The organism is Providencia sp. PROV_01 (assembly GCF_053098325.1).
The window spans coordinates 258,957-285,204 of sequence record NZ_JBRFKD010000002.1 but is presented as its reverse complement, the minus strand read 5'-3'; the positions used below and the strand labels follow the sequence as shown (position 1 = coordinate 285,204).

Here is a 26,248-nt window from a genome sequence, read left to right as displayed (position 1 = left end):
CTGTAGTGTTGATGGTTGTTTTTATATTAGTTTTTTATTTTTTCTGCTATTATTATTTAGCAATAAAAACCATTTAAAAAGACAATCAAGGAACTTTGAAATCAAAAATATCAATAATACCTTATTTGTAGTTAGTGTAAAAAAATAATGAAAAAATAAAACGATAACAGATGTTATGATGAAGGTAAATGCAGAGGAGTATATTGAGGAACTAAGCATTCCCATTGGATTTAAATATAATTCAGATATTAAAAAAGAGATTATAAATAATATAGCACTAATTGATATTATTAGATATAAGTTATTAAGCTCTTCAAGTTGTCGATGGAAAAAATATAGATCAATATTATTTTTAAATAAAATTGATGATGGAATTAAAATTATAGATATTAATATGACCAAAAAAGAGCAGTATCTAAAATCTAAAGTAGATTCTTTTTTTATAAATTTAGGCAATATTCCAACTACTAATATTTGAACTGGCATTAAAATAACAAGGTAAAGTTTTATTGAGATGTCTATAATTGTAACAGAGCTATACCCAATCCACATTCCTGCTATTATGATGTATAACTTATCGGATAATACTTGAAAAAACTTTAGTCCGAAAAACTTACTTGCATCCTTAAAACAAACTCTAATATTTTTCCAGTCATATACTAGGCGAATGGTAATATTTCTGTGCTTTTTAAGCATTATGTTTTGTATAAGCACGGAAAAAAGGTAGGATAATGTTAAAACTAATGAATAAAGGTTTAGGTCGCTTGGGCTATTAATTAATGTTAATGTTAATGTTGCAAAGAAAGCTAGCCTAAAGATAGAAATTTTTACAAGATATGGAGTCATTTTTTCAACAACAAAATAATGTGAAAAATTAAAGCACTCCGCTAAAGGTAATATCAAAAATAAATAAGGATAAAAATATTTACCGTCAGTTTCGAAAGTAAATAGACAATATATTATATATCCTATTGAAGTTATAAATAATAATATTAATTTAACGCTTATTATTGTTGACAGTATTTCAGATTGACCACGCTTAATATTACTAGTTTTATAGAGTATATAATTATCAAATCCAAATATTATAACTGTTTGGATAATATATATGATAGAAAGGTAATATATCATTTCTCCATAAAATTCGATACTAAAAGTTTTTATAAGATAAGGTGTTATTACTAGTAATACTACAGCATCTAGCCCCCTATTTATTAGTAGTGATAAGGTGGTAACAATGCTATCTTTATGTTTTTTTATTAGAGCTAATGTTATTTGATACATTTAGTAAGCTCTAATATGAATTTAGGAAGTTGATCGCTACTTAGTTCATTAATGAAGCATTTGGTTGCTTGTTCGCTAACCTTATTATATTCAGGAATTAGTTCACTCTTATATGCGATAAGTGCATCTAGTATTGATTCTGGTGTATTGTCGCAAACAATTCCAGAACCATATTGCTTAATATAATTTCCCATATTAGTTTGCTTACTAATTATAACAGGCGTTCCGCATGCTAAAGCTTCAGAAATACTCAAAGGCATAGCTTCGGAGTTGGAAGTAAGAATAAATGCACCAGTTGAACAAAGTGTATTTATTTTCTCTCTATCAATGATTGGACCTAAAAACTTAACATTATTTTGTAGGTTTAGTGATTCAACATCTCTTTTTAATCTAATAATATCTTGTTCAGACGAGCAAATGTTATTTAAATCAATGTTTTTTTTATTCCCAAAACCATATAACTCTAACTTGAAATTATTGTTAGTTTTTATAAATTCAGAGAAGGCAATTAGTAATTGGGATATTCCTTTATAGTAATAATCTATTTTACCAATATAAACAATGCGAAAAAAATCTCGAGTAAGCGTTATAGGTTCTATGTTTGGTATTAAATTTGGAATGTATATTATTCTATTTGTTTTTTTTATAATTGAATTTTCATGTTCGGATTTATTTGAAAATATTAAAAATGATGACATTTTAGTCATTATTTTTATAATTAATAAATATAAAGATTTTTTTAAAAAAGACTTTTTTATGCAATGTTTACTGAGGGAACCATGAGCATGTATGCTGTAGTTAGCGCCTAATAGTTTTATCATCAGCATCATGAATATGTATTTTTTATTATAAATAGAGTGAAATACATAGTGTTTATTCCTTTTTATTCCACGCAAAAAAGAAATAAAACCATTGTATTTGATGTTTGGATATTCTATTTTATCATCTTTATAGCGAGTCTCGGAAAAATAAAGTAATAAACTACTAAGCCCTAATTGGTTTTGGGTTGAAACTATATTTTTGACCATTAAATTAAGGCCACCGGCCTTTTCTGAAGGGTCTATATTGGCTACGTTAATTATTTCTTTCATTTTTATGTTCAACTATTATTCTATTTAGTAATTTATTGCACTGAAAGGAATCTATAGAATGGAATCTATTTTTGAGCTTGTTTTTTCTATCTATATTTTCATATGGAAAAGCAATGGAATTCTTAAAATCATCATAACTAAAGACGATTTTTCCATAAGATAAGTCTTTAATTTTATAGTTGAGACCACGTACTCTTTCATATTCTACTTTATCATATGGTAATAATATTTGATAACCATCGGTTAACATGTAATCAAATATTATGCTTGAATAGTCTGAGATTAAGATGTCAAATTCTTTTAAGTAAAATGTTATTTCAGGTACTAGGTCACTACCAAAATATTCTATTCCATCCCAAGTAATATATTTCTTGTATCCTTGGTCTAAGTGGTGAGGTCTTACATATATAGTGATATCATGTTCTTTTAAGAAGGACTCAAATTCATTTTTTTCCATTTCGGGAAATGGGAAGTAAATGGTTTTTCCATTATCTCTATATGTGGGGGCATACAAAACCTTTTTTTTTCTTCCTTGCTGTAAAAGATTTTTTACAACATCATTTGATACTTTGTCTATTGATTCTCCGAACATTTCACCAGCTAAACTTCCTCCAATGTATATGTTTTTTTCATTCAATGAAAAGCTTTCCTTGAATAGCTTAGATGTTTCAGATGAAGAACAAAGGAATAAATCATAGAAAATATTAGAATAATAATATTTATAAATGATTTTTTTTATTTTATTTTGATTTTTATCTTTAAGTGCAATAGTCTTAAATGGTACTCCATGCCATACGTTTATTTTCATTCTATTGAGCAACGCTAAAGGAAATGAATATATTGGTTTGCAGGAGCTTATCCAATACTTGGAGCTTAATATTTCTATTATGCCTTTAAATGTTTTAGAGTCAATAAAGTAAGGGCCTATAGTTTGATTTAGTCTATCTCTTTCTTCTTTGTTGTTAATTACAAATTTTACAATTAAATTGTTTTTTTCTTTGTTTTTTATTAGGTACTCAAAAAAAACCCGACTATAAAAATTATATTTGTTATTTTTAAATGAATTTATAATAATTTTATTATTTTTTTTCTTTATAGGTAAAAAGATTATACTTAATAATATCATAAGTACTAGAGATAATATATTTTTCATTTTTATAATATCTTAAATTCATTTTTTCTGTAAAAAATAACAGCTCCATTAGAGTATGCATTATTTATAGCATCTAATATAGGGCTGCAACCTTCTTCAAGATTCATTACATTAGGGTTATCAATAGTTAAATTTTTCCTGATTTTTGTATCTATAGCTCCAGGGCAGAGCGTTACAACATTAAAATTGTCTAGCTCAAGAGCTTTTGATATCTTCAAAACTCCAGATTTAGATGCACAATATGAACTCCAATCGTTATATGCATTAAATGCAGCAGTTGAAGAGATATTAATTATTTTACATTTAGGATTATGAATTAATGCCATTCTACAAGTTAAATAAGTCCCAATAAGGTTTACATTTATATCTCTAATCCATAACTTTGGACATGAATCTATTATGTTACTTGAGTATAATGTGCCTGCACAATTTATAAGAATATCAACAGGGGTAGATGCGAAATAGGACTCAACACTCAATTCGCTGGTTACATCCAGCTCTTCTTTAGAAGGGCGATATACCATAAAATTTGAGTTTTCAAGTTTCATAGAGATATATGTTGCAATATCGCTATTTCCTCCAGTTATTATGATATTCATTATTTACTACTCTCTTGGAGAGGGTTGGGTATTGGGTGCTTGTCTGTTTTATCTAAAATTTCTTTATATTGCTCATATATCTGCTTTTTCAAGTTTGTTGAGCTTACTCCCTTTCCGTATGGAAAATAAAATACTTGTACTCCTAACTCTTTTAAATAGTCATATTTGGGATACCAGTCATCTCCGATAACAAAAATATCTATATTTAGTTTTTTGACTGTATCGGTATGATTTAATGTATGCTGCGGAATAACTATATCAGGTGTTTTTAAACCTTCTATTATTGCAATTCTTTCTTCAAATGGGACAGAGGGCTCTTTTTTATATGAGCAAACAAGTTCATCTGTACTAACGCCAACTATTAAAACATCTCCTAAGCCTCTCCCATAGTTTATCATTTTTAAATGATTATTATGGAATAGGTCGAAAGTACCAGAAACATATACAACAATTTTTTTATCCATATTAATTTATTACCTACATAGCTACCGCACTGGGTTGTCGGGTCCCAGAGCACCATTGAATTTGTAAATGCATACTTATCAATTGAAAACATTGCATTTTTTGCTAATTTGCTCAATTGATAAGCAAAGCTTATTGTTTTTTGACCGCCAAAGGGTATGCCTCAGCATTTATTTGGTCAAGTAAAAAGCGATTAATAATACCATTAAAGCTAGTTACTGACTATCACTGCGATAGTGTTAGAGAATAGTCCTAACACAATCACCAATAGAATAAGTTATTTTAAATTATTAGGTTATAATCCTATTCTTACGCTTTGTACGCGATTAAATATTTAAGTTAAGTTATTCCTTGTATATCATTGCTTTTAGTGTGGGTTCAATAAAGGCCAGATCCTAATATTTCTATATTTATCCGAATTCCGCGTAGGAATAGATTAATAAAATACTTAATTGATTATATTAATTAACTTGGTTGTCATGAGGGATTATATGAATGGCGTATTTTTGGCTAGAATAATAATGTTCGAGGGATAAAAAACGGATTATGCTAAAAACATAACCCGTTTTTGATAAAATATGCTTAATATCTGCTAACTACCACTTAAACGGTACGTTTACCGTAACAGCAGCGCCTAAATCATTGCGTGTTTCGTAATCAGTTTTAGATACCCAAACTTTCGCATCAGTGCTGACGTCATTGTCAAAGTTATGCCACCAACCGAAATCAACACCTTTGATGGTTTCTGATTTAGGGAACAACTTGTTGCCATCAAAGTTAGATTTATTCACTTTTGCGTACATCAAGCGAGAACTGACGCGGTTGTCATCATCGAGAGTGTATTCCACTTTGGTGGTGAGCATGCGCCCGTCGCCGCCCATCGCGTGGCCTAGTGATGCACCTTGTTGGTAATAACCATTTTTGTAGATAAAGTGTCGATACATTACGCCGTCTTTGTCCCACTCAGTATGGGTATTCGCGCCTTCAATATACCAATTTAAAGGTTGCCCCCATAGTGTGTGATAACCTTCGATACCGCCCATAAAGGCGTTTTTCGATGGGAATAGCCCAGCTTCATCTTCACCGACCATTTGACCATAGAAACTAACGGGTAGGTCGATTAATGGGTAAAGTTTCAGTTTGAAGTCTAAACCTGCCAGTTGGTTACCCGGGTCATCGTTATAGTCGCCAGTATTATCCCTACCACCCATTGCATTCCAGAAAGAGTTCCAGTTATTAGGGCGGCCATCGCCTCCCCACATGACTACGCGAGAACCACCGAGTTCGAAGAAGTCAGTTGGGTTCATGGTCATGCGTAAACCAATCAGTTTAGTGTTTGGTTGGGAAGAATATTGTTTGATTTGCCCCGCAGTGAGCTGGTATTGCCACGAACCAATCCAAGAAAGCCATGGCGTTTCAAATGGGCTTTGGTCAGCGCGTTGAATTAAAAAGCCAGTAACAGGGCGAGCCGCATCGGTACGAATTAAGCTACCATCGTGGCCCGGTCCCCACCATTGTGGGATTTCACCAAAGGATACCCATTGGTTCCAAATTTTGACACCGCCATATGAGCCATTGAGGTTGTAGTCAGAACCATTTTCAACGCGTAAAGCACGTTCACCATTTGAGGTCAGGTTTAAGTCTACGTCATCAGTGCTGTAGTTACCTGAAACAGTATAGCGAATATCACTATATTCACTCTGGGCAAAGCCTTGTGGCATAGAGTTGTGGCTAGATGCAAGGTGAGTTTCTAGTTGAACGCTGTTTTTCTTACGGTCAAGGTTCTTTTTAATGCGCTGAATAATGGCTTCTTGTTCGCTATTAGTAATATTTGCATTATTTAAAGAACGCGTGATTTCTTCTTGGGAGAGTGGCCAAGTTGATAAGCTAATTTGGATGACGTTACGTTCAGAAAGCCAAGCAAGATCACTGCGTAAGTTGTTATCGGGTAGAACTAATCCCCCCGCAACGCTTTGTGCACTTATGGCGCCGAACACAGCAAGTATGGCTAGCTTAGTGAGCTTGAATTTTTTCATTGATAAATCCATTTGAAGTTGAGTTCGCCTAATATTGAACAGGTTAATAAGGGAAAACCTGTAAATTAAATAAAGTTAAAATATGATTATTATCAGCCCACATTATAAGTATCTTAATTTGCATTGAGTTGGGCTTCTGTGCTTTCTATTAATATCAATTATCACACTTTAACTAAGTAAAACAGAATATCAGATTAATATAGTCGGTGTAGAAGTTAGTAACATATTAAGATATAAAACGATATACTTTTTGTTGGATTACCACATGGTTAATTTTAAGTATTCTTCTCTATTATTCTTTTTTTATGGGTTAAATAGTATAAAAATAGAGTTTTATATTGGTCGGGTATTTAGGAATTGTTGTTTTTAGAGGCAATATAGGACTATTCTCTATTAATAATGGTAGATGTTGATTAAAAAAATAACCCCCTTCTTTAATAAAAAGAAAGGGGGTTATTGGTAATGAATAAAGCTAATTTATCGGCCGTGTTCAGGTAGCCAGATTTGTAACCTTAAACCACCTAATGGGCTGTCATCCGCTTTCACCCAACCTTTATGTTGTGTTATGGCGGTTTCAACAATTGCAAGACCTAAACCAGTACCGCCTGTTTCTCGGTCTCGAGCTTCATCAGTGCGGTAGAATGGGCGGAAAATGTGCTCGCGGTCAGCAGGGCTAACACCGGGGCCATCATCATCGACTGTGATGAGAATACCGTTGTTTTCTTCTTTGAAATCAACGGCAATGTGTGTATGCGAATAACGTAATGCGTTACGCACAATATTTTCAAATGCACTACCGACGGCAGAAGGGTTGCAATATAACGGCCAAGGCCCTGGGTGAGAAGTGACTTCGAGCGTTTTGTTCATTTGCTCAGCTTCAAAGCTAGCATCATCTAGGATATCACCCCAAAGTTCATCGGCTTTGATATTTTCACGCAAAATTTCGTTTTTATGCTGGCTACGGGATAACACCAGTAAATCGTTAATCATGCTATCTAGGCGATGGGTCTCGGTTTCAATGCGTTCGAGCTCTTTACTTTCCCCATGGCGACGGCGCAATAAGGCGGTTGCCAGTTGCAAACGAGTCAGTGGAGTGCGTAATTCATGAGAAATATCAGAGATTAAGCGTTGCTGCGCGCTAACCATACCATCAAGGGCACTGATCATCTGGTTAAAGCTATTTCCCGCAGACAAGAACTCTTGCGGACCGGCTTCTAGTTCTGGGTGTGGGCGTAAATTTCCTTTCGCTACATCGTCCGCGGCCATTTTTAATTTACGAGCAGGGCGGGCGAGACTCCAAGATAACCATAATAATAGTGGAGCACTGATCAGCATGGTGGCAATCAGTAATAAGAAAGGCCTATCAAACAATAAATTAATAAAGTCAGATTGTGGGCTGCTTGCTGGGCGAACTAAATACAGTTGGTAGTGGTCTTCCCCATCACGAATGGAGAAAGGACCGAGGATTTCGGCTCGTCCATATTTTTTCTTTTTCGGGTGATCCGCGTTATCGGACTGCCCAATAAAGTTACGTATTACCTGCATTTCACTTGGCATTGCACCAATCACGCGGCCTTCACTGGTGACGATAATCAACCGTTGGCCGGGAGGTGCCCATTTTTTGATGGCGTTAGAAATACGCCGCCACCAAAGTAGGTCATTCATCGGAGCTTGTGCGAGTTCGGCTTCAATATGCTGCTCAAGCATCTCCCCTTGGCGTTGTTCACTTTCCATCAGGACGGTGATTTGCCGAGAGTCGAGCTTGGGCACCATCAGCACTAGCATTAATACTAGTGCGAGGGTAAACCAGAAGATCGCAAAGATCCTTGCGGTTAAGCTGTTGATCATGTGGCAGAAACCATTAAGTATCCGCGGCCACGTAGAGTTTTAAACCACGGCTGGCCATCAGTGCGTTCTGGAAGTTTGCGGCGTAAGTTTGAAATATGCATATCAATAGCACGGTCAAACGGTGTTAAGCGCTTCCCAAGTACTTCTTGGCTAAGGTGTTCACGAGAAACCACTTGGCCTAGGTGCTGTGCGAGTAGATATAACAACGTAAATTCTGTCCCTGTTAAGTCCAAAATTTCCTCATCAAAGCTGGCTTCTTGGCGACCTGGGTTAAGTTGCAGTTTATCAACTTGTAAAACAGGGGTATTGCTATTGTCGCCTTGAGTTTGCTCGCTCCAGTTAGAACGGCGTAATAAAGCACGAATACGTGCTACCAGTTCACGGTCATTGAACGGTTTAGGTAGATAGTCGTCTGCACCTAGTTCTAGGCCCAGAACCTTATCTAACTCACTACCGCGAGCCGTTAACATGATAACGGGGGTCTGATGGATTTGGCGCAGTTCTTTTAATGTCTCAATACCATTTTTTTTCGGCATCATGACATCAAGTAGTAACAGGTCAATGGATGAGTCAATTTGCTGTAATGCCTGTTCACCATCATAGGCGATGACAACATTGAAACCTTCCATTTCCAGCAGTTCTTTTAACAGCGACGTGAGTTCACGGTCGTCATCAACTAATAGGATTTTATGCATTTTTTAAGTCCTCCAACTGCCAAAATACGATAACAATCTGTACGATTCCATGACTTTACGTTCTTTTACATGCTCTGACGCTAGTTTGCAGCCACAGGTGTATATTTGTTCACATTGAATCACGAGCACAGTTCGGAGACAAGGTGTCAAATGCTGAGAACAACACATAGCAAAGTACATAATACAGTACATAAAACCGCAATGTTAGTTTTAGCTTCTGCGTTTGTGTTCGGACCAGCGGTTGCTTTTGCAGAAGAGCTACAAAGTGCTGCAAATGAAAGTTCAACACCTTTGATGTTACAGATGCAGTCCGAGCCAACAACTAAGCCAACAGGCAATGTGGTTGTGCCCTTTCAACATCATGAGTTATTTAGCAGTGAAGAACGTGCCAGTACCTTTATGTTTAATGGTATCACGTTAAATGAAAAACAGCGTCAGCAATTACGTGATTTAATGGCAACACAGCGCCATTATCATGTTGATAACTCTGCTTTAGTTAAAGAACGTGAAGCACTGCACAAATTAATTATAGCGGATAGCTTTGATGACAAAGCGGTTCGTGAAGAACTTGAAAAACGAATGCAAAAAGAACTGGAACAACGTGTTGAAATGGCTCGAATTCATCACGAATTGTACCAGTTGTTAACGCCAGAACAGAAAACAGAGCTTGAACACATTCACCAACAAGAAATGAATCAGCATAAAATGGCAGAATTTCAAGCGATGCAGTTTCAGTAAGTTTAGTTGTTAGTACCTGTAGTAATGCAAGTTAGTTAATTTTATATCCTGAGTTCCATAGTAAGTAGTGAAGTAGCAATAAGTGAAGTTTTTCCTTGCCATAGACACCATCCCTGTCTTTTATAGCCCCTTTTAGGGGCTTTTTTTTTATTTCTAAACTAGTCTTTTATTCATGTTTGTTAACTATAGTTGACAACTAAACGAAGATTGCTAAGATAAAAACATAAAGACAAGGAGCAGTCTTATGATCACGGTTCTAACAACGGAATGTTTTGATAGTTGGATTAAAAACCTTAGAGATATTCGAGCTAAAACTAAAATTCTAATGAGAATTAGGCGGTTAAAGAATGGGAATTATGGTGATGTGCAACCCATTGGTGATGGCTTTTCGGAACTGAGGGTACATGAAGGACAAGGGTATCGTGTTTATCTAAAGCAGAAAAGCAATGTTATTATAATTTTACTTTGTGGTGGAACAAAGGCAACGCAGCAGAAAGATATCCATAAAGCTAAACTCCTTTTTGGTGAAGTTGAGGGGGAACTATGAATACTAAATTAAAAGAATTTGATATCGCTGAGTATTTAAACAGTGAAGAAGAAATACAAATGTATCTAAACGAAATTCTAGAAGAAGGTGACCCTAGTCTAGTTCTCGCTGCACTTGGTGATATTGCAAAGGCAAGAAATATGAGTCAATTAGCTAAAGAAGTTGGAATGAGTCGTGAAGGTTTATATAAGGCACTATCAGGACAGGGAAATCCAACATTTATGACGATTATAAAAATCGTTAATTCTCTCGGATTAAAGTTACAGTTTAAGAGTATCTAAAAATAGCTTATCTATGATTAGGTTAGCCATTAGATAAGCTAACTATAAAAATAATGTATCCACCAAAGTAGGGTTCACCTTATGACTCAGATATTAACGACGCAAGATTATCGCAATATGCCTTGGAAAAATGGCCAAGGGTCGACACTTGAATTGGCGCGCAGCCATGGTGAAGGTTTAGATGATTTTGATTGGCGAGTGTCAATAGCAGATGTTAAAACGGCGGGCTCGTTTTCCTTTTTCCAAAATCGGCAACGTATTATTGGTGTATTGGAAGGAGAAGGACTTATTTTGCATGTAGATAAGAAACCGGCGGTGACCTTACAGCAAAAAGAATTTTTTGCTTTTAATGGGGAAAGCGAGGTTTATGCGGAACTCGTTCAAGGTGCAATTCGTGATTTTAATGTCATCTATAACCCTGAAAAATATCAAGCTCGCTTACAATGGGTGAATACTGCGTTCATTAATTCTTGGGTGAGTGGGGCTAGTGAGATCTTAATTTTTAATATTACACCTCGTTTGAGTATGAAAATTAATTCAGATTCCTTTTATTTAAAGCCATTTGACACTCTATTAATTAAAGAAAATCGAGAAGCTCTGCAATTTATTGTTGAAAAGAATACAGAAAATGATTTTTGTGTTATTGAGTTATTTATTAAGTAGTTAGAGTGATTTTTTGGCCATTGCCCTAATGGCCATTTGCATGCAATCTGTATGTGTACCTATTATTGGAATAATATTCTGTCTATTTTGCAATTTTAATAAAAACGTTATCAAATTCATATATTGGATAATTATGGCTTTATTCCTATTGTTATTTTTCGCAGAATTTATAGTCTTTAGCGTCATTAAAAAATAATACCTATATATACTAAAGGAAAAATGTTCTATGAAGATGAAAGCGCTTGTGGCAGTTGCTGTTTCTGCTGTCATTTTAACGGGTTGTAAAAATTTAGACCAAGGGATGTTGACTAACTCAGGCATGCAATTATTCCAAGCTGCGACACTGACTGACTCTGATGTTAAACAATTAAGTGACCAATCTTGTAAAGAAATGGATGCGCAAAACAAAATTGCTCCAGCGTCTAGCAAGTATGCGAAACGCTTAGACAAAATTGCAAAAGCACTGGGTAACGAAGTTGATGGTACTCCAGTAAACTATAAAGTTTATCTGACTAGCGATGTCAACGCATGGGCAATGGCAAATGGTTGTGTGCGTGTATATAGCGGCCTGATGGATGTGATGAACGATAACGAAGTTGAAGGCGTTCTGGGTCATGAAATGGGCCACGTTGCATTAGGTCATACACGTAAAGCAATGCAAGTTGCTTATGCGGCAGTTGCTGCACGTACTGCCGCAGCATCAGCGGGTGGCGTTGTAGAACAACTGAGTGCATCACAAGTTGCAGCTCTGGGTGAAAAACTGATTAACTCACAGTTCTCTCAACACCAAGAAAGCGAAGCAGATAACTTCTCTTATGACTTACTAAAAAAACGTGGTGTTAAAACTGACGGTTTAGTCACTGGTTTTGAAAAATTAGCGAAAATGGGTAGCGGCGAGACAAGCATGTTTGACTCTCACCCACCATCAAGCGAACGTGCACAAAACATCCGTGACCGTATTGCCGCTGACAAAAAATAATATTTAATTATTGACGTTAGTTGAGTGTTATTTTGGTGTAGTAATATGATGATATATTGCTACACCAATCACGTATTTCCTGCTATTTATCTCAATATTACTTTTCTTATATTGCAAATCAGAACTTATCCCGTTGTGCTCCTGTAACCGACTCTCTATCTTGTTAATTAAACGATATTCAGGTCTTTTCGTAATTTTGCAAATTTTCGTTTGATAAAACGTTAGCAAGGAAAAAAGATGGAAAAAGTGCAGAGAATTTCTCTTTTAGCTAAGGGAATGGGCATGCTGTTATCGGGAACCTGCCGTTTATTAACAGGTGTTCGCACTCGTTGGGTAGGGTGCCAACCTTCAATGACCACACGTATTTATTATGCCAATCATTCAAGCCATCTTGATGGTTTGGTTATTTGGTCTGGGTTACCGCCGTTAATGCGTCATTTTGTTCACCCGGTTGCCGCTAAAGATTATTGGGTCAAAACACCGTTTCGACGTTATTTAGTTAATAAGGTTTTTCGGGCGGTATTAGTCGATAGAAAAGGTGATAAGCCAGCTCAAAATAATACATTAGCTCCTTTAGAGTCAGTATTAGAGGCAAAGCATTCATTAATATTTTTTCCTGAAGGCACACGTGGTGATGGGGAAACTTTAAGCCAATTTAAAAGTGGGCTTTACCATCTCGCGAAAAAATACCCTGATGTTGAAGTTGTTCCCGTTTATTTGGAAAATTTAAATCGTGTGTTACCGAAGGGGTCAAAGCTTGTTGTGCCGGTGATTTGTTCAGCTATCGTTGGTAAGCCTCTGGAGCCTCTTATGGAAAATGAAAATAAAATCGCCTTTTTGCAGCGAGCAAAAGTAGCGCTTGAGGAGCTAATGCCATGAATATTGGGGACAGGGAATTAGTATTATTGTTGTCAGGTGTTTTTGGGATACTGGTATTTGCTAGTGTTATTGGTGGTATTCTTGCATACCGTTATTCAGGTGAAAAAAGCAACCCAACTATTGATAATTTGAATGCGCGTATTCGTGCATGGTGGGTCATGTGCATTATTTGTGTACTGGCTGTTGTGCTTGGCAATATAGGTGTGGTGATCTTATTTGCGCTGATATCGTTCTTTGCACTCAGAGAGTTTATTACCTTAACGCCAACACGGCGCAGTGACCATGAAGCATTATTTTGGTGCTTTTTTGTTTTTATTCCATTGCAATATGTCTTGGTTGGTATTGAATGGTATGGGTTATTTTCAATTTTTGTACCTGTTTTTGTCTTCCTTTTCTTGCCAACTCGCATTGCTTTAGCGGGAGATACCTTTCATTTTCTTGAGCGAACAGCAAAAATTCAGTGGGGAATGTTGGTGGCGGTTTTCTGTTTGAGCCATGTACCCGCGTTGTTGATGCTGAATATTCAAGGTTATGAAGGCGAAAACGTAAAATTATTACTTTTCTTGATTATTGTGACGCAAATTTCAGACGTGTTGCAGTATGTTTTTGGTAAGTTAATGGGTAAACGGCCTATTGTGCCTAAGTTGAGCCCAAACAAGACCATTGAAGGCTTTATTGGCGGCGTATTATCTTCAGTGCTTATTGGTATTTGCCTTTACTGGGTAACTCCATTTAGCTGGTGGGTTGCGGGACTGATGTCATTAGCGATTACCATTATGGGGTTTGTGGGAGGGTTATGTATGTCAGCCATTAAGCGTGATAGTGGTATTAAAGATTTTGGGGCGATTATTGAAGGACATGGGGGCATGCTGGATCGCATTGACTCATTGTGTTTTGCCGCGCCTATTTTTTTCCATTTAACGCGTTATTACTATACATAGGCCAATTTTATTTTCGTTTTTGTTCGTTAATTAAAAGAGCACCAAATGGTGCTTTTCTTTTGTTTTATAGGTACAGCATCGAAGGAATTTAAGTGTTATCATCAATACTTAATTTTTATTTCAAACTAAGATTCAACTAGGGTAATTCGCTTTAGTTGGTACTCTAGGGCTTTTTTTGCATTGAAAGATTTACCTATTGGGGTGATCGGCTAGAATTATGTAAACTGGATCACAATAAAACATAAAAGCTTGATGGAAAGCAGATGCATAATTCACTCTTTGCCGTATTATGCTGTTAGGTGAATCAATTCAGCACTAGTAAGCCAGCGTAATTAGCGTTAAAAAGATTAGCAGCGTAACGGTTTTATCGATTTGCAATTTTATGTTCATTAATCAGAGGTCATCATGGTCAAGCAGATTAAAAGAATTGGGGTTTTAACGAGTGGTGGTGACGCGCCAGGCATGAATGCAGCGATCCGCGGTGTGGTTCGCGCGGCATTAGGTGAAGGTTTAGAAGTCATGGGTATTTTTGACGGGTACCTTGGCCTATATGAAAACCGCATGAAGCAATTAGACCGGTATAGCGTGTCAGATATGATTAACCGTGGTGGTACCTTCTTAGGCTCAGCTCGTTTTCCACAATTCCGTGATGAAAAAGTGCGTGCTGTCGCATTCGATAATCTGAAGAAAAATCATATTGACGCATTAGTTGTTATTGGTGGTGACGGTTCTTATTTGGGGGCTAAAGCACTGACGGAAGCTGGGTTCCCATGTATTGGTTTACCGGGAACGATTGATAATGACGTTGCTGGCACAGACTATACCATCGGTTATTTCACTGCACTTGAAACAGTTGTTGAGGCTATTGACCGCCTTCGCGATACCTCGACGTCCCATAAACGTATTTCTATTGTTGAAGTAATGGGTCGCTACTGTGGTGATTTAACGCTATCTGCTGCGATTGCTGGGGGCTGTGAGTTCTTAGTGTTACCTGAGCAGGAAATGGCTTTTGACCGCGAAGAACTATTATCAGAAATCAAACGTGGTATTGAAAAAGGCAAACGCCATGCGATTGTTGCTATTACCGAACACGTTTGTGATGTGGGTGAATTAGCGAAATATATTGAGCAGGAAACACACCACGAAACCCGTGCAACGGTTCTTGGTCATATCCAACGTGGTGGTTCTCCGGTTGCTTATGACCGTATTTTAGCATCACGCATGGGGGCTTATTCCATTCAACTTCTGTTGGAAGGCTACGGCGGGCGCTGTGTGGGTATTCAAAATGAAAAATTAGTCCATCATGACATTATTGATGCGGTTATGAATATGAAGCGCGTCTTTAAGAAGGATTGGTTTGATACGGCGAAGAAGCTGTACTAATCCCTCTATAATTGCAAATCTCTCCTGCATAGTGATTTCCCGCTATGCAGGTTTGATCCTGTATTCCAGATAATACTCTGTTCATATATTCCTCATTCTTATAAGTTTTTCTTTTTAATTATTTCCCGTAATTGATGCTATCTGTCAGCCTCTCCTTATCGCAAATTTAATGAGGGAAGGCAAATGACACGTTCATGGCAGGTAAAAAAATCACAATTCACGACAGCATTGCTATTGCTGTTAGCGACAGGGACATGGGCGAAAAACATTCAATTATTGAATGTGTCTTATGATCCGACTCGTGAGTTTTATCAGCAATATAATCAGGAATTTAGTGATTATTGGCAAAAGAAAACGGGGGATACCGTCACTGTTCGCCAGTCTCATGGTGGCTCAGGTAAGCAAGCTATATCAGTGGTGAATGGGTTAGAAGCCGATGTTGTGACGTTAGCTTTAGCCTATGATGTTGATGCTATTGCACAAAGTGGTCGTATAGATAAAAACTGGATAGAAAAACTTCCCGATAACTCAGCTCCTTATACATCGACTATCGTCTTTCTAGTTCGTAAAGATAACCCGAAAAACATCAAAGATTGGGATGATTTAGTCCGCAAAGATGTCTCTGTGGTGACTCCCAACCCGAAAACCTCTGGTGGAGCTCGTTGGAATTATCTAGCAGCATGGGGATATGCATTAGATAAAAACCAGCAAGACTCTGAAAAAGCGAAGCAGTTTGTTAAACAGCTGTATCAAAATGTGGAAGTCCTCGATTCAGGGGCTCGTGGCGCAACCAATAGCTTTGTTGAACGTGGTATTGGCGATGTATTAATTGCTTGGGAAAATGAAGCGTTATTAGCCATCAATGAGTTAGGGGAAAGCGGGCAGTTTGAAATTGTGACGCCAAGTATTTCGATTCTCGCTGAGCCAACCGTCGCTGTTGTCGATAAAACCGTCGATAAACGTGACCGCAGGGCGGTTGCAGAAGCTTATTTAGAGCACCTCTATTCTGCGCAAGGGCAGGAAATTGCAGCTAAAAACTACTATCGCCCACGAAATAGCGAAGTGGCCAAAAAATATCAACAACAGTTTCCTGAACTAAAACTGTTGACGGTTGATGGCAGCTTTGGCGGCTGGCAAGCCGCGCAAGCAACCCATTTTGCGAATGGAGGGGTGTTCGACGAAATCATTCAACGCTAATACTCGTCATATTTCAATTTGTAGGGGTGTTGGCTGCACGCACTCGCCCTAGTCACATACTGGTGTATGCTCCTAGGGCCTCGTTTGTTTGCCGCCTACCTACAATTTGAACTATTTAGAGTATTATCTGAGAGGTATATTAGGGCTAATTTATTGCCACTGGTATTTGACACCTAACTGGCCAAGATAAAATGTTTGACGGTTATTGCCACCAGAGGTGATACCTGCATTTTTTGGGTTTTCCCAAGTACTAGGTTCAACCGCGAAGCCGCCCCATAGCGTTAGTTTTGGTGTTAAGTTATAAAAAACCTGTGTCCCGACACGGTAGCCGTCTTTAACTTTCTGAGTTGTACGTTTGTTGCTATCGTAGTTATGTTCATTTAAATAATAGCGAAAATAAGGCATTACGCTCCAATCCTGGTTTAACGTGATAGGAAAATAACCGCGAATTTGGTTTTGTTCCCATGTCTTATTAAAGTCTTTATCCCATGTCCAATCGGTGTATAGATAGACTTTGGCGGTTGCGAAATCATTGACCTTGTAAACAAGCCCGTGCTCGGATTCCCACTCATAACTGTTGGGGGCGTGGAAATTGTCGTAGTGATAAACTGCATCCCAAAAGTTAAACGCCCACTTATCATTGAAATTGTATGTCCCGCTAGGCATTAACCAAAACATCGTATTCGATGGGCGCGCTTGTGTACCTGGTGCGGAGTCATTGGATTCTTTGCGATAGGTGACATTTAAATTGAACTGGCCAATCTCGCTGGCATACATTTTCCGAGTAGCACCAATTTGTGTACGATTACGAATAAAAGAGTCTTTGGATGTTGAAAAATTATGGTTGTAGCTTCTTAATGATTCCTTATGTTCCAGAAAAAAGCTCCATTTTGATTCAGGATTCACTAAAAATAGCTGCCCAACCATCGTGGTTTTGTCGTAGACCTTACGACCGCTGGTATTATGATGCCCTTCAAATTTTTCGAGTTCCATATAGACGTTGGAAGAAACGCGCCAGTAATCATTATTGACTTGATCGGCTGCGAAAACGGATGTTGCCAATCCTGTGAGCGTAACAAAAAGTAAACCATTCAGTGAAGTTTTCATTTTAACCCTTTAATTTTTATGTGTATTTTATTTTTTTATACCTTTATTCAAGGCGTTAGTATCTGGCCTTTATACCGTGGAGGTATAAAGGCGGAATCATTGGTAATAATTAATAGGCTGTGTAATTAATTGACTGTGGAATAAGTTTCGCCATGACCATAAGGGAACAGGACTTTGTTACCTTGTGGGTTTTTGATATTAACGGGTAGCACCCCTTGAGGTGGGTTTAGCGGCTGGCCATGAGTGTTGGCAAATAATGTCCGTAACCCGCTACGAATATTGGTTTCTAACGAATTGCGGTTATTATTGGTGATATCAAATCCAGTGATACCATAGATGGCAATATTTGCGCTTACATTGTTTAGGTATGCAATGTCATAGGGGTTACGTGAAGAGATAACAACAATCGGGGTTTTAAGCTGGTTTGCAGCATCAATGATACGCTGAGCATTCGTTGGCGTATCCTTTAAATTATAGGTCGTCAGTAATACCAAATCTTGGTTTTGCACCAGTTTTTTTGCTTCATCTTGAGTTAGTGTGTTTTCATTCAATTTAACGACACTTTCGCCTGTAATAATTGCAACTCCCGTTTCTTGTGCGATATCATTTAACTGTTTTTGAATTAAAGTATTGCGTGGTTTTTCATCAGAAATAGTGAAAATTCGATTGAGCGGTTTTAATTGATAAGGCAGTACATTCTCATTCTTAATTAATGTGATAGCCTGCTCAGAAACCATATTTTCAATATCTTTATGACCTTTTGATGCGACGACTTGTTCCGCTTTCACTAAGTCTACAGGTTGTGCCGTAATTTCTTGCTGAAGCTTTTTCAGCACCACACGTTTTGCGGATTCATCAATACGTTTCTTCAGTTCTGGATTTTTTTCTGCTTGTGTTTCTAAATAGCGGTACATGTTATCTAAACGAGAAACCGCTTGGGAGTCCCACATTTTGATTGGCATAAGAATAATATCTGAGCCAGCAAGTAACGAGGTTTCTACCGCCCAATTAATATCGAAATTGTCTGCAATAGCCCCCATATCCATGGCATCTGTCACTATCAAGCCGTCATAGTTGAGCTCATCACGTAAAATATCATGCAAAATAGGTTTGGAAAGCGTCGCTGGGGTGCCAACTTGTTTACCTGCAAGTGTGGTGATTTTATGGTCATCCAGTGCTGGTACAATAATATGTGCGGTCATGACGGCATCAGCACCATGAGATAACGCGTATTTGAATGGGACGAGTTCAGTATCTCGCCATGTTTTTGCGTCAGAATTAACAACGGGTAAATCAACATGAGAGTCAGCAGAAACATTTCCGTGACCAGGGAAATGCTTAAGTGACGTCAATAAATTATATTTATGAATACCTTGAATATAGCTGGTGGCCAGAGTTCCAACTAAATTTTTATCATCTGAGTATGAACGTACCCCTATCACTGGGTTATTTTGATTGTTATTAACATCAACAACTGGGCCAAAATTGATATTAAAACCAAGACTGGATAGCTCATATCCGTGGATCATCCCTGTTAGTTCTGCAAGGGCTGGGTTACGTGTTGCGCCTAGTGCCATATTACCAGGCATTTCGGTACCTACGCGTAAGCGGGTGACATAGCCCCCTTCTTGGTCGGTGCCAATAAATAATGGAAGGTTACTGCGGGAAGATTGAAGTTTATTAATTAACTCCACAGTTTGTGGTGTATCAATCAGATTTTCTCTAAATAGGATCACCGAGCCGAGATGGTACTGATTGATAACCTTAGAAACTTCATCATTCATAACGAGAAAAGGGGCGGGTTCCCCATGGCTGTCTTTATTCCAATATCTGAAATCTAACATGAAGAGCTGACCAATTTTCTCAGCCTCGGACATATTATCCACTATTTCTTGAGCAGACTTTTGTTTGTCTTGCCATAATTCATTCAATTGGGCTTGTGTTATTGGGTTAGCCATTGAAAATGCACTGAAAATACAAGCACTAAGTAAAGTGAATTTCTTCATTTTTATTTTCTCTAGGTTATTTTTCGGAAGATAATAAGTGGCTGAATATATTTATGATGTGAGAGTGCTCACAGTTGGTAGTATTCTCTCTTTTAGAGTAAGAGGAATAGAGTGCAAATAAATGTTGAGATGGTTTTTATTTATCTAATTGATATTAAATAGTAAATTTTTGAGAATAATTAATTTTAACCTAGAATAATTTCAACTTGATATTATTTTGTTATGTGACGTAAGTATAAATTATAATTAAATGGTATTTAAATCGACAATGGAACGTAAAAAGTTAATAATTTCACTAATTATTTACTTTTCGAAATATTTTATTCTTATATTTAAATGATTTTGTAATTTAAAATATATAAGCCATATGAAATTTCATATGGCTTGTTTTTTTATGAGAAATAAGTTGATGGCAAATTAAAGGTTACCATTGGTATTTTACGCCAATTTTACCGAGGTATAGCGTTTGTTTATTATCATACCCTGACGTGATCCCATTCTTTTTTGGTGATTTCCATGTTGAAGGCTCGTAGGCGAGTTCACTCCATAAAGTCAGGGATGGTGTAGCTTTGTATTCCACACGAGAACCAATGCGGAAGCCATTTTTAATTTCCTGTGTTAGATAATTATTTTTATCATAGGTATTTTCTTGTAAGAAATAACGCACATATGGAGTAATTTTCCAGTTCGGCTTAATGGTAATGGGTAAGTAAGCACGAACTTGTGATTGTAAAAAGCGGGTACTGAAATTTTTATCCCATTGGTTGTCAATATAAACAGTGAGTTTTGCTTTTAATGCATCTGAATATTTATAGGTTACGCCATATTCGGTTTCCGCTTCATGGCTACTGTCATTGAAATAATTACTGTAATAAAAATAAGAAAGCCAAAAATTAAAAGACCAATCATCGTTGAAACGGTACTCACCGGCTGGGGTTAGGCCATATAAACGATTCGAAGAACGTGCTTTGGTGTTAGGCTCGACATCGTTTGACTCTTTTCTGTAACGAAAACCAAGTTCTAAGTCTGATTTTGAAGTGTTGAGAATTTGTTTGATAGCATCAATTTGTGTGCGGTTTCGAATGTAAGAATCCCGTGAAGTTGTGAAATTACGGCCATGATTCCTTAAGGATTCACGATGATCTAGGGTAAAACGCCAGTCAGATTTAGGGTTGTATAACTTTAATTGCCCAACTGTACTGATTTTATCGTAGACCTTATTTTTAAATGAATCACGTTGACCTTGGTATTCTTCTATTTCCAAATAGATATTGGTATTAACTCGCCAAGAGTCATTATTTAATTCAGATAAACAAATTGTAGGGAATATAATTATGATGCTATAGATTAAACCAACTATATATTTCATATTTATCCTTCAGGGTAAAAGTTATTAATGTTAATTATCTAGTTGAGCGATTAGCGAGATAAATGTGTATTAACTTTTATAGGTTGTCTACCGTTATTATTTAATAAATGATGGATAGTATATATAAAGCAAAGGGCTAATAATCCATATCTCACTGTTATTATGGTTTTTTTTATTTCTTTGAGAATAAATTTATATTTTTATTAATACTGTTTTTTGAGATTTTTAATCATTTGTTTGTTAATTGATTTTAAATTTAATTAATTGTTTATTATTTTATTAAAAATTAAATTATAATTATTCATATGATTTGGAATCATGGGAGGATAAAATTTTAGATATGAACTTTATTATTAATAGAGGCATTAATTAAAAAAATTAAAACAAAAAACCGCCAATATTTGGCGGTTAATCTCAAGGTATTAAAATAACCTTATTTAGTTTTTTTTGCTTCAGCAGCCGCTTTAACAATAACAGCAAAAGCGTCAGCTTTCAGAGAAGCTCCACCCACTAAGGCACCATCGATATCTGGTTGGGTGAATAACTCAGCTGCGTTGCTAGCATTAACAGAACCGCCGTATTGGATGATAACTTGCTCGGCAATGGCTGCGTCTTTCTTCGCAATATGAGTACGAATAAATTTATGGATTGCCTGTGCTTGTGCTGGTGTTGCTGATTTACCAGTACCGATAGCCCAGATTGGCTCATAGGCGATAACGGCACCTTGGAAAGCTTCTGCGCCTAAAGAATTTAATACGGCATCAATTTGACGAGCGCATACTTCTTCGGTTTTGCCTGCTTCGTTTTCAGCTTCAGTTTCACCAATACACAGTACTGGGATCAGGCCTTGCTCTTTTAATACAGCAAATTTCTTAGCGACAAATTCATCACTTTCGTTGTGATAAGTACGACGTTCTGAGTGGCCGATAATGATGTATTTGGCGCCAACATCTTTTAACATTTCAGCAGAGGTTTCACCTGTAAATGCACCTGATAGGTTAACGTCAACGTTTTGTGCACCTAACGCAATACGGCTACCTGCTAACGCGTGTTTAGCTTGGGTTAAGTAAATTGCAGGTGGTGCAATAGCCACATCACAGCCATCAACGCTGCTTAGTTCATTACGCAAGCCAGCGACGAGGTCATTGACCATCTGTGTGCTGCCGTTCAGTTTCCAGTTACCCATTACCAATGGATGTCGCATGTTATTTCCTCCAACCAGAGAGTTTTAATGATTAATCAATAAGTTATTCATCACACGCTTATGTTACACGCGCAACGTGACAATGTTGTCGCCATTCACCTTTCGCATTATAAGAACAATAGATAATAATAGCTTTGCTTTTCATCATGCTTGTTCTTAGAGCGTGATCACAGTCAGTTTAGGGTGTTTGTTGTTCTAGCTTAATCGGTTCAACAGCAAAAGTAAGCACATTATTGTCACTTTTTACTAAAATATATCTTAAAGTGCCTAACCGAGCTTCTTCAGCATGAGTCGCATTATTATTGGCAATAAATTTATTTAAGGCTTCCGTAAGTTCTGGAGCGTTGTCCAATGAAACTTCCGGGGCAAATATATGGATCATTGCAATAGTATAGTTTTCCATTAACTGCCGATTTTTTTGGGTTTCTTGTGGGTCATCTGATGGCAGTAATGTAATTTGTAAACTTTTAATTTTTTCACTACCACGCTCTAACACTGCCGAGGAGTATATCTGTTGGTTAATACGAGACGCTGCGCGAATATAGGGAGCAGAGATATCCTGGCTAGCAATAACTTTATATTCATGGAGATATAAATCTTTATTAGCCTGATTGAATTGATTGCGTAATTTTGGAATGGTGAGTTCAAAAGAAGGGGCATCTGGGGCTAAGTAGGCGACTTTGAAATCGGTATCAGGCAAAGTGGGTACTTTTTGAGCGATAGCCAGTTGTGGCGCACTAAGTACAAAAATGGTTATGATGGCGTATACAGAACGAAATAAAATTTGGGTCATTTTTGAACCACTCATTTTTAGTTTTCCACATTGTATCAGGATAATAGGTAATGACATTACAACAATGGGCTTTTTCCTTCAAAGGCCGTATCGGTCGCCGGCCATTTTGGGTAGGTATTGCGGTCATTTTTATTTTAATGACGGCGGTTGCCCTGTTACAAAATGTACTGCTATTCTCTGAAACGCTTGCTATATCGTTATTTATTTTACTACTTTACCCTTTGGCCGCTATCTTTGTGAAGCGTTTACATGATCGTGGTAAATCGGGAGGGTGGTTTGCGCTAATTTTATTGGCATTTGCTCTCTTTTCAATCGATGTCAGTCAATTTGAACCTGTGTGGCAATGGGGTATAGGGCGTTTCTTACCCTTATTTATTACGATGATTATGGTGATAGATTGCGGCGCTTTTCTGGGAATGGAGGGTGTTAACCGCTATGGTGAAGAAACAGAAACGGTAGATTATCTATAGCGTCGATACCATATGCGCGAATACCACATAGAGTGAATACTACCCTGAAAATGCTTCAGGGTAGTGCATTGCATTACCAATATTGCTCACTAGATATATGGCCGGGTTTACGGCGCAAATGTTTAACCATTTGATGACTATTTTTTAATGTATCGCGAGTGTCCCTCACCATTTCGGGGTTTCCGCATAACATAACATGGCAGGTCTCGGGTGAAAGCGTTAGGCCAACCGCATCTTCGAGAGTGTGGCTTTCAATTAACGCAGGAACACGGCCATGTAGTGAATTTGCACAATGTTCACGGCTGACAACGGTAACTATTTTCAATTTCCCTTGGTATTGTTGTTCTAATGTTTTCATTAAGGGTAAATAGCTTAAATCTTTCTCATAACGGACAGCGTGGAGTAAAACGATTTTCTCGAAGCGCTCCAGATCTTTACCTTCCTGTAGGATAGACAAAAAAGGCCCAATAGCGGTGCCTGTTGAAAGCATCCATAGGTTTTTACATGATGGGATTTCATCTAAAACAAAGAAACCTGTCGCTTCATCCGTAATTTGCAACGTATCATTAGGTTTAAGTTTAGCGAGTTTTGGGCTAAGTTTGCCCCCTGGCACAATGACAAAATAGAATTCGAGTCGGTCATCGCTTGGCGCATTCACATAAGAGTAAGCTCGTTGAACACGTTCCCCTTCGATCTCTAGCCCAAGTTTTGCATATTGTCCTGCAGTAAAGGGTTTAATCGGGGCCTTGATAACAAGGCTGAATAATGAGTCGGTCCAAAATTTGGCTTCAATCACTGTTCCTGTTACCCAATTAGCCATACATTCCACCTCTTTATATTTCAAATATCCACCGGCTAAAAATAACAAATACATAATTCGAATAACTCAAAGCGCGGCTCACTAGGATTTAATACTAAAACAGTTCACTATTTATGCTTATCGATAACGTGTTCTAGTGATTTATTCTTGAAATGAGTAATTTTTTGATTTCAATGTACAGTTATGTTGACAATGCTGGCGAATATTACTGCCATTGGTGAAAAATATAAAATGTCGCACTACTACGAAAAGTTGGTGGCTTTTGTTATCTTAGTCACACTCAAGCAAAACGCACTATTTGCCATTTATTTTAAATGACACAAAAGCTTATTTAAAATGACATCAAAGCGTGGAGCGATATTTTATATTGATAATTAAGCACCTAAATAATTTTGCGTTATTACACTGAGATAATGCAGCGTTATTTTGTGTCTGAAATAGGGTGTATTTGAATTATTGGATGTATCTGAGAGAAAAATGAGAAAGCTGGAACACTTTAATTTGCTATTAATGCTAATTGCATTGGCAGCGGTCGGTCAAATGACACAAACTATTTATGTTCCTGTCATTGCTGAAATTGCCACTTATTTTAATGAGCCTTCAGGTGCTGTTCAACAAGTAATGGCGGCTTATTTATTTTCTTATGGTTTTTCACAGTTAGTTTATGGGCCATTATCTGACCGAATTGGTCGCAGACTTGTTATTTTAACGGGTTTAACGATTTTCTTATTTTCAACGATTGTGGCGATTTTTGCGCCAACATTAAATATACTCACTATAGCGAGTGGGTTGCAGGGCCTCGGAACGGGTGTTGCTGGTGTGATGGCAAGAACCATGCCTCGTGATCTGTATAAAGGCACTGCGTTACGTTATGCAAATAGTTTATTAAATATGGGTATATTAGTGAGCCCATTATTAGCCCCAATGTTCGGTGGAATATTGGCGCATTTCTGGGGGTGGCATGCTTGTTATATTTTCCTGTTTATCCTAGGTGCTTCTGTATTATTAAGCATGTATCGTTGGTTACCCGAAACGCGTCCTGTTTCACCTGAAAAACATAAAATGATTGCGTCATATCGGGAATTATTATCAAGCGGTTCATTTCTATCTTATTTATCCATGTTAGTCGGCGCGTTAGCTGGGATAGCCGTATTTGAAGCCAGTAGTGGTGTATTAATGGGCGGTGTTTTAGGGCTCAATAGTATTACTGTGAGTATTTTATTTATATTGCCTATTCCTGCTGCTTTCTTTGGTGCTTGGTATGCGGGGCGAGAAGGAAAAACCTTTTATAATTTGATGTGGCACTCCGTTCTTATTTGTCTATTGGCAGGCTTTATGATGTGGATTCCAAGTTGGTTTGGGATTATGAATACCTGGACACTGTTAGTACCTGCAGCGGTATTTTTCTTTGGTGCGGGGATGTTATTTCCCTTAGCAACGACAGGTGCGATGGAGCCCTTCCCTTATTTAGCAGGGGCGGCAGGAGCATTAGTGGGTGGCTTGCAAAATATAGGTTCAGGTGTTGCCACTTGGGTTTCGGCATTATTACCGCAGAACGGGCAGTTTAGCCTTGGGTTACTGATGTTTTTAATGTCAACGCTCATATTATTGTGTTGGTTGCCTTTAGCAAAACGTATGAATCATTCAGAGCGTATGGTTTAATTGTGAGAAAGTCAGGCTGTAAAACACAGCCTGACTTTCAG

Annotated in this window: 26 protein-coding genes; 12 read left to right on the top strand and 14 right to left on the bottom strand. The window is 37.3% G+C overall.

The annotated features are described in order from the left end of the window. Positions 1–21: 21 nt before the first annotated feature. From ACU696_RS02080 to cpxR, 8 genes are all read right to left on the bottom strand, one after another. A complete protein-coding gene (locus ACU696_RS02080; protein WP_209102551.1) occupies positions 22–1,284 on the bottom strand; it encodes a hypothetical protein in 1,263 nt (420 codons plus the stop codon). Next, on the bottom strand, positions 1,272–2,375 hold the full coding sequence (locus tag ACU696_RS02075) for a glycosyltransferase (RefSeq protein WP_209102554.1): 1,104 nt from the start codon (positions 2,373–2,375) through the stop codon (positions 1,272–1,274). The genes ACU696_RS02080 and ACU696_RS02075 overlap by 13 nt, the downstream gene beginning before the upstream one ends. Further along, positions 2,359–3,528 (bottom strand): CDP-glycerol glycerophosphotransferase family protein, encoded by a 1,170-nt coding sequence (locus ACU696_RS02070; protein WP_209102556.1) that lies wholly within the window; start codon positions 3,526–3,528, stop codon positions 2,359–2,361. The genes ACU696_RS02075 and ACU696_RS02070 overlap by 17 nt, the downstream gene beginning before the upstream one ends. 2 nt (positions 3,529–3,530) lie before the next feature. After that, the gene (locus tag ACU696_RS02065) at positions 3,531–4,127 is read right to left on the bottom strand and encodes an SDR family oxidoreductase (protein WP_209102558.1); all 597 of its coding nucleotides are present in this window, start codon (positions 4,125–4,127) and stop codon (positions 3,531–3,533) included. Further along, on the bottom strand, positions 4,127–4,591 hold the full coding sequence (locus ACU696_RS02060) for an adenylyltransferase/cytidyltransferase family protein (RefSeq protein ID WP_209102560.1): 465 nt from the start codon (positions 4,589–4,591) through the stop codon (positions 4,127–4,129). The genes ACU696_RS02065 and ACU696_RS02060 overlap by 1 nt, the downstream gene beginning before the upstream one ends. Before the next feature lie 594 nt (positions 4,592–5,185). Next, positions 5,186–6,625, bottom strand: coding sequence for a capsule assembly Wzi family protein (locus ACU696_RS02055; protein ID WP_447343023.1), 1,440 nt, complete (start codon positions 6,623–6,625; stop codon positions 5,186–5,188). A 477-nt stretch (positions 6,626–7,102) separates the two neighbouring features. Continuing rightward, positions 7,103–8,473 carry an envelope stress sensor histidine kinase CpxA gene (gene cpxA / locus ACU696_RS02050; protein ID WP_004906999.1) on the bottom strand — a complete coding sequence of 457 codons (1,371 nt, stop codon included), beginning with the start codon at positions 8,471–8,473 and terminating at the stop codon, positions 7,103–7,105. Further along, positions 8,470–9,168 (bottom strand): envelope stress response regulator transcription factor CpxR, encoded by a 699-nt coding sequence (gene cpxR / locus ACU696_RS02045; RefSeq protein ID WP_004907000.1) that lies wholly within the window; start codon positions 9,166–9,168, stop codon positions 8,470–8,472. Before cpxR ends, cpxA begins: the two co-directional genes overlap by 4 nt. Positions 9,169–9,318: 150 nt before the next feature. On the opposite strand from cpxR, the gene ACU696_RS02040 reads away from it, so the two are divergent. The 9 genes from ACU696_RS02040 (at position 9,319) to ACU696_RS02000 (ending at position 16,776) form a co-directional block, all read left to right on the top strand. After that, on the top strand, positions 9,319–9,906 hold the full coding sequence (locus ACU696_RS02040; protein ID WP_209102571.1) for a Spy/CpxP family protein refolding chaperone: 588 nt from the start codon (positions 9,319–9,321) through the stop codon (positions 9,904–9,906). A 244-nt stretch (positions 9,907–10,150) separates the two neighbouring features. Then, complete coding sequence (locus tag ACU696_RS02035; protein WP_115168161.1) at positions 10,151–10,453, top strand: type II toxin-antitoxin system RelE/ParE family toxin; 303 nt, start codon at positions 10,151–10,153, stop codon at positions 10,451–10,453. Next, positions 10,450–10,734: an addiction module antidote protein gene (locus tag ACU696_RS02030; RefSeq protein WP_004265229.1), complete on the top strand. Its 285-nt coding sequence runs from the start codon at positions 10,450–10,452 to the stop codon at positions 10,732–10,734. The genes ACU696_RS02035 and ACU696_RS02030 overlap by 4 nt, the downstream gene beginning before the upstream one ends. A gap of 81 nt (positions 10,735–10,815) precedes the next feature. Beyond that, entirely contained in the window at positions 10,816–11,397 is a 582-nt protein-coding gene (locus ACU696_RS02025; RefSeq protein ID WP_004907006.1) for a HutD/Ves family protein, read from the top strand. A gap of 226 nt (positions 11,398–11,623) precedes the next feature. After that, entirely contained in the window at positions 11,624–12,376 is a 753-nt protein-coding gene (loiP, locus tag ACU696_RS02020) for a metalloprotease LoiP (RefSeq protein WP_004907010.1), read from the top strand. 237 nt (positions 12,377–12,613) lie between these two features. Continuing rightward, a complete protein-coding gene (locus ACU696_RS02015; RefSeq protein WP_102140622.1) occupies positions 12,614–13,255 on the top strand; it encodes a lysophospholipid acyltransferase family protein in 642 nt (213 codons plus the stop codon). Then, positions 13,252–14,196 carry a phosphatidate cytidylyltransferase gene (locus ACU696_RS02010; RefSeq protein ID WP_109912960.1) on the top strand — a complete coding sequence of 315 codons (945 nt, stop codon included), beginning with the start codon at positions 13,252–13,254 and terminating at the stop codon, positions 14,194–14,196. Before ACU696_RS02015 ends, ACU696_RS02010 begins: the two co-directional genes overlap by 4 nt. Before the next feature lie 405 nt (positions 14,197–14,601). After that, positions 14,602–15,579 (top strand): 6-phosphofructokinase, encoded by a 978-nt coding sequence (gene pfkA / locus ACU696_RS02005; protein ID WP_004265237.1) that lies wholly within the window; start codon positions 14,602–14,604, stop codon positions 15,577–15,579. Positions 15,580–15,762: 183 nt separating this feature from the next. Then, complete coding sequence (locus tag ACU696_RS02000; RefSeq protein WP_115168159.1) at positions 15,763–16,776, top strand: sulfate ABC transporter substrate-binding protein; 1,014 nt, start codon at positions 15,763–15,765, stop codon at positions 16,774–16,776. Between the two features lie 150 nt (positions 16,777–16,926). On the opposite strand, the gene ACU696_RS01995 is transcribed toward ACU696_RS02000, so the two are convergent. The 5 genes from ACU696_RS01995 to ACU696_RS01975 all read right to left on the bottom strand — a co-directional run bounded on the left by ACU696_RS01995 (position 16,927) and on the right by ACU696_RS01975 (position 23,270). Continuing rightward, entirely contained in the window at positions 16,927–17,883 is a 957-nt protein-coding gene (locus ACU696_RS01995) for an OmpG family monomeric porin (RefSeq protein ID WP_196718901.1), read from the bottom strand. 125 nt (positions 17,884–18,008) lie between these two features. Then, positions 18,009–19,889 carry a glycoside hydrolase family 3 protein gene (locus tag ACU696_RS01990; RefSeq protein ID WP_115168158.1) on the bottom strand — a complete coding sequence of 627 codons (1,881 nt, stop codon included), beginning with the start codon at positions 19,887–19,889 and terminating at the stop codon, positions 18,009–18,011. Between the two features lie 424 nt (positions 19,890–20,313). Continuing rightward, a complete protein-coding gene (locus ACU696_RS01985; RefSeq protein WP_209102574.1) occupies positions 20,314–21,258 on the bottom strand; it encodes an OmpG family monomeric porin in 945 nt (314 codons plus the stop codon). A gap of 433 nt (positions 21,259–21,691) precedes the next feature. Beyond that, the gene (gene tpiA / locus ACU696_RS01980; RefSeq protein ID WP_115168156.1) at positions 21,692–22,462 is read right to left on the bottom strand and encodes a triose-phosphate isomerase; all 771 of its coding nucleotides are present in this window, start codon (positions 22,460–22,462) and stop codon (positions 21,692–21,694) included. A 178-nt stretch (positions 22,463–22,640) separates the two neighbouring features. Continuing rightward, positions 22,641–23,270, bottom strand: coding sequence for a DUF1454 family protein (locus ACU696_RS01975; RefSeq protein ID WP_209102576.1), 630 nt, complete (start codon positions 23,268–23,270; stop codon positions 22,641–22,643). Positions 23,271–23,305: 35 nt separating this feature from the next. On the opposite strand from ACU696_RS01975, the gene ACU696_RS01970 reads away from it, so the two are divergent. Beyond that, entirely contained in the window at positions 23,306–23,725 is a 420-nt protein-coding gene (locus ACU696_RS01970; protein WP_004907027.1) for a DUF805 domain-containing protein, read from the top strand. Positions 23,726–23,798: 73 nt separating this feature from the next. On the opposite strand, the gene fpr is transcribed toward ACU696_RS01970, so the two are convergent. Further along, complete coding sequence (gene fpr, locus ACU696_RS01965; RefSeq protein WP_209102578.1) at positions 23,799–24,545, bottom strand: ferredoxin--NADP(+) reductase; 747 nt, start codon at positions 24,543–24,545, stop codon at positions 23,799–23,801. Positions 24,546–24,728: 183 nt separating this feature from the next. Here fpr and ACU696_RS01960 point away from each other — a divergent pair, with 183 nt between their 5' ends. After that, positions 24,729–24,863 carry a hypothetical protein gene (locus ACU696_RS01960; RefSeq protein WP_274901227.1) on the top strand — a complete coding sequence of 45 codons (135 nt, stop codon included), beginning with the start codon at positions 24,729–24,731 and terminating at the stop codon, positions 24,861–24,863. Positions 24,864–25,022: 159 nt separating this feature from the next. Beyond that, the gene (gene emrD / locus ACU696_RS01955) at positions 25,023–26,207 is read left to right on the top strand and encodes a multidrug efflux MFS transporter EmrD (protein WP_209102580.1); all 1,185 of its coding nucleotides are present in this window, start codon (positions 25,023–25,025) and stop codon (positions 26,205–26,207) included. The last annotated feature ends 41 nt before the right edge of the window (positions 26,208–26,248 follow it).

Bases quoted from the DNA above. Each gene is read 5' to 3' on its own strand.
- ACU696_RS02080 (WP_209102551.1), bottom strand. From the start codon at position 1,284: ATGTATCAAATAACATTAGCTCTAATAAAAAAACATAAAGATAGCATT.
- ACU696_RS02075 (WP_209102554.1), bottom strand. From the start codon at position 2,375: ATGAAAGAAATAATTAACGTAGCCAATATAGACCCTTCAGAAAAGGCC.
- ACU696_RS02070 (WP_209102556.1), bottom strand. From the start codon at position 3,528: ATGAAAAATATATTATCTCTAGTACTTATGATATTATTAAGTATAATC.
- ACU696_RS02065 (WP_209102558.1), bottom strand. From the start codon at position 4,127: ATGAATATCATAATAACTGGAGGAAATAGCGATATTGCAACATATATC.
- ACU696_RS02060 (WP_209102560.1), bottom strand. From the start codon at position 4,591: ATGGATAAAAAAATTGTTGTATATGTTTCTGGTACTTTCGACCTATTC.
- ACU696_RS02055 (WP_447343023.1), bottom strand. From the start codon at position 6,625: ATGAAAAAATTCAAGCTCACTAAGCTAGCCATACTTGCTGTGTTCGGC.
- cpxA (WP_004906999.1), bottom strand. From the start codon at position 8,473: ATGATCAACAGCTTAACCGCAAGGATCTTTGCGATCTTCTGGTTTACC.
- cpxR (WP_004907000.1), bottom strand. From the start codon at position 9,168: ATGCATAAAATCCTATTAGTTGATGACGACCGTGAACTCACGTCGCTG.
- ACU696_RS02040 (WP_209102571.1), top strand. From the start codon at position 9,319: ATGCTGAGAACAACACATAGCAAAGTACATAATACAGTACATAAAACC.
- ACU696_RS02035 (WP_115168161.1), top strand. From the start codon at position 10,151: ATGATCACGGTTCTAACAACGGAATGTTTTGATAGTTGGATTAAAAAC.
- ACU696_RS02030 (WP_004265229.1), top strand. From the start codon at position 10,450: ATGAATACTAAATTAAAAGAATTTGATATCGCTGAGTATTTAAACAGT.
- ACU696_RS02025 (WP_004907006.1), top strand. From the start codon at position 10,816: ATGACTCAGATATTAACGACGCAAGATTATCGCAATATGCCTTGGAAA.
- loiP (WP_004907010.1), top strand. From the start codon at position 11,624: ATGAAGATGAAAGCGCTTGTGGCAGTTGCTGTTTCTGCTGTCATTTTA.
- ACU696_RS02015 (WP_102140622.1), top strand. From the start codon at position 12,614: ATGGAAAAAGTGCAGAGAATTTCTCTTTTAGCTAAGGGAATGGGCATG.
- ACU696_RS02010 (WP_109912960.1), top strand. From the start codon at position 13,252: ATGAATATTGGGGACAGGGAATTAGTATTATTGTTGTCAGGTGTTTTT.
- pfkA (WP_004265237.1), top strand. From the start codon at position 14,602: ATGGTCAAGCAGATTAAAAGAATTGGGGTTTTAACGAGTGGTGGTGAC.
- ACU696_RS02000 (WP_115168159.1), top strand. From the start codon at position 15,763: ATGACACGTTCATGGCAGGTAAAAAAATCACAATTCACGACAGCATTG.
- ACU696_RS01995 (WP_196718901.1), bottom strand. From the start codon at position 17,883: ATGAAAACTTCACTGAATGGTTTACTTTTTGTTACGCTCACAGGATTG.
- ACU696_RS01990 (WP_115168158.1), bottom strand. From the start codon at position 19,889: ATGAAGAAATTCACTTTACTTAGTGCTTGTATTTTCAGTGCATTTTCA.
- ACU696_RS01985 (WP_209102574.1), bottom strand. From the start codon at position 21,258: ATGAAATATATAGTTGGTTTAATCTATAGCATCATAATTATATTCCCT.
- tpiA (WP_115168156.1), bottom strand. From the start codon at position 22,462: ATGCGACATCCATTGGTAATGGGTAACTGGAAACTGAACGGCAGCACA.
- ACU696_RS01975 (WP_209102576.1), bottom strand. From the start codon at position 23,270: ATGAGTGGTTCAAAAATGACCCAAATTTTATTTCGTTCTGTATACGCC.
- ACU696_RS01970 (WP_004907027.1), top strand. From the start codon at position 23,306: ATGACATTACAACAATGGGCTTTTTCCTTCAAAGGCCGTATCGGTCGC.
- fpr (WP_209102578.1), bottom strand. From the start codon at position 24,545: ATGGCTAATTGGGTAACAGGAACAGTGATTGAAGCCAAATTTTGGACC.
- ACU696_RS01960 (WP_274901227.1), top strand. From the start codon at position 24,729: ATGTTGACAATGCTGGCGAATATTACTGCCATTGGTGAAAAATATAAA.
- emrD (WP_209102580.1), top strand. From the start codon at position 25,023: ATGAGAAAGCTGGAACACTTTAATTTGCTATTAATGCTAATTGCATTG.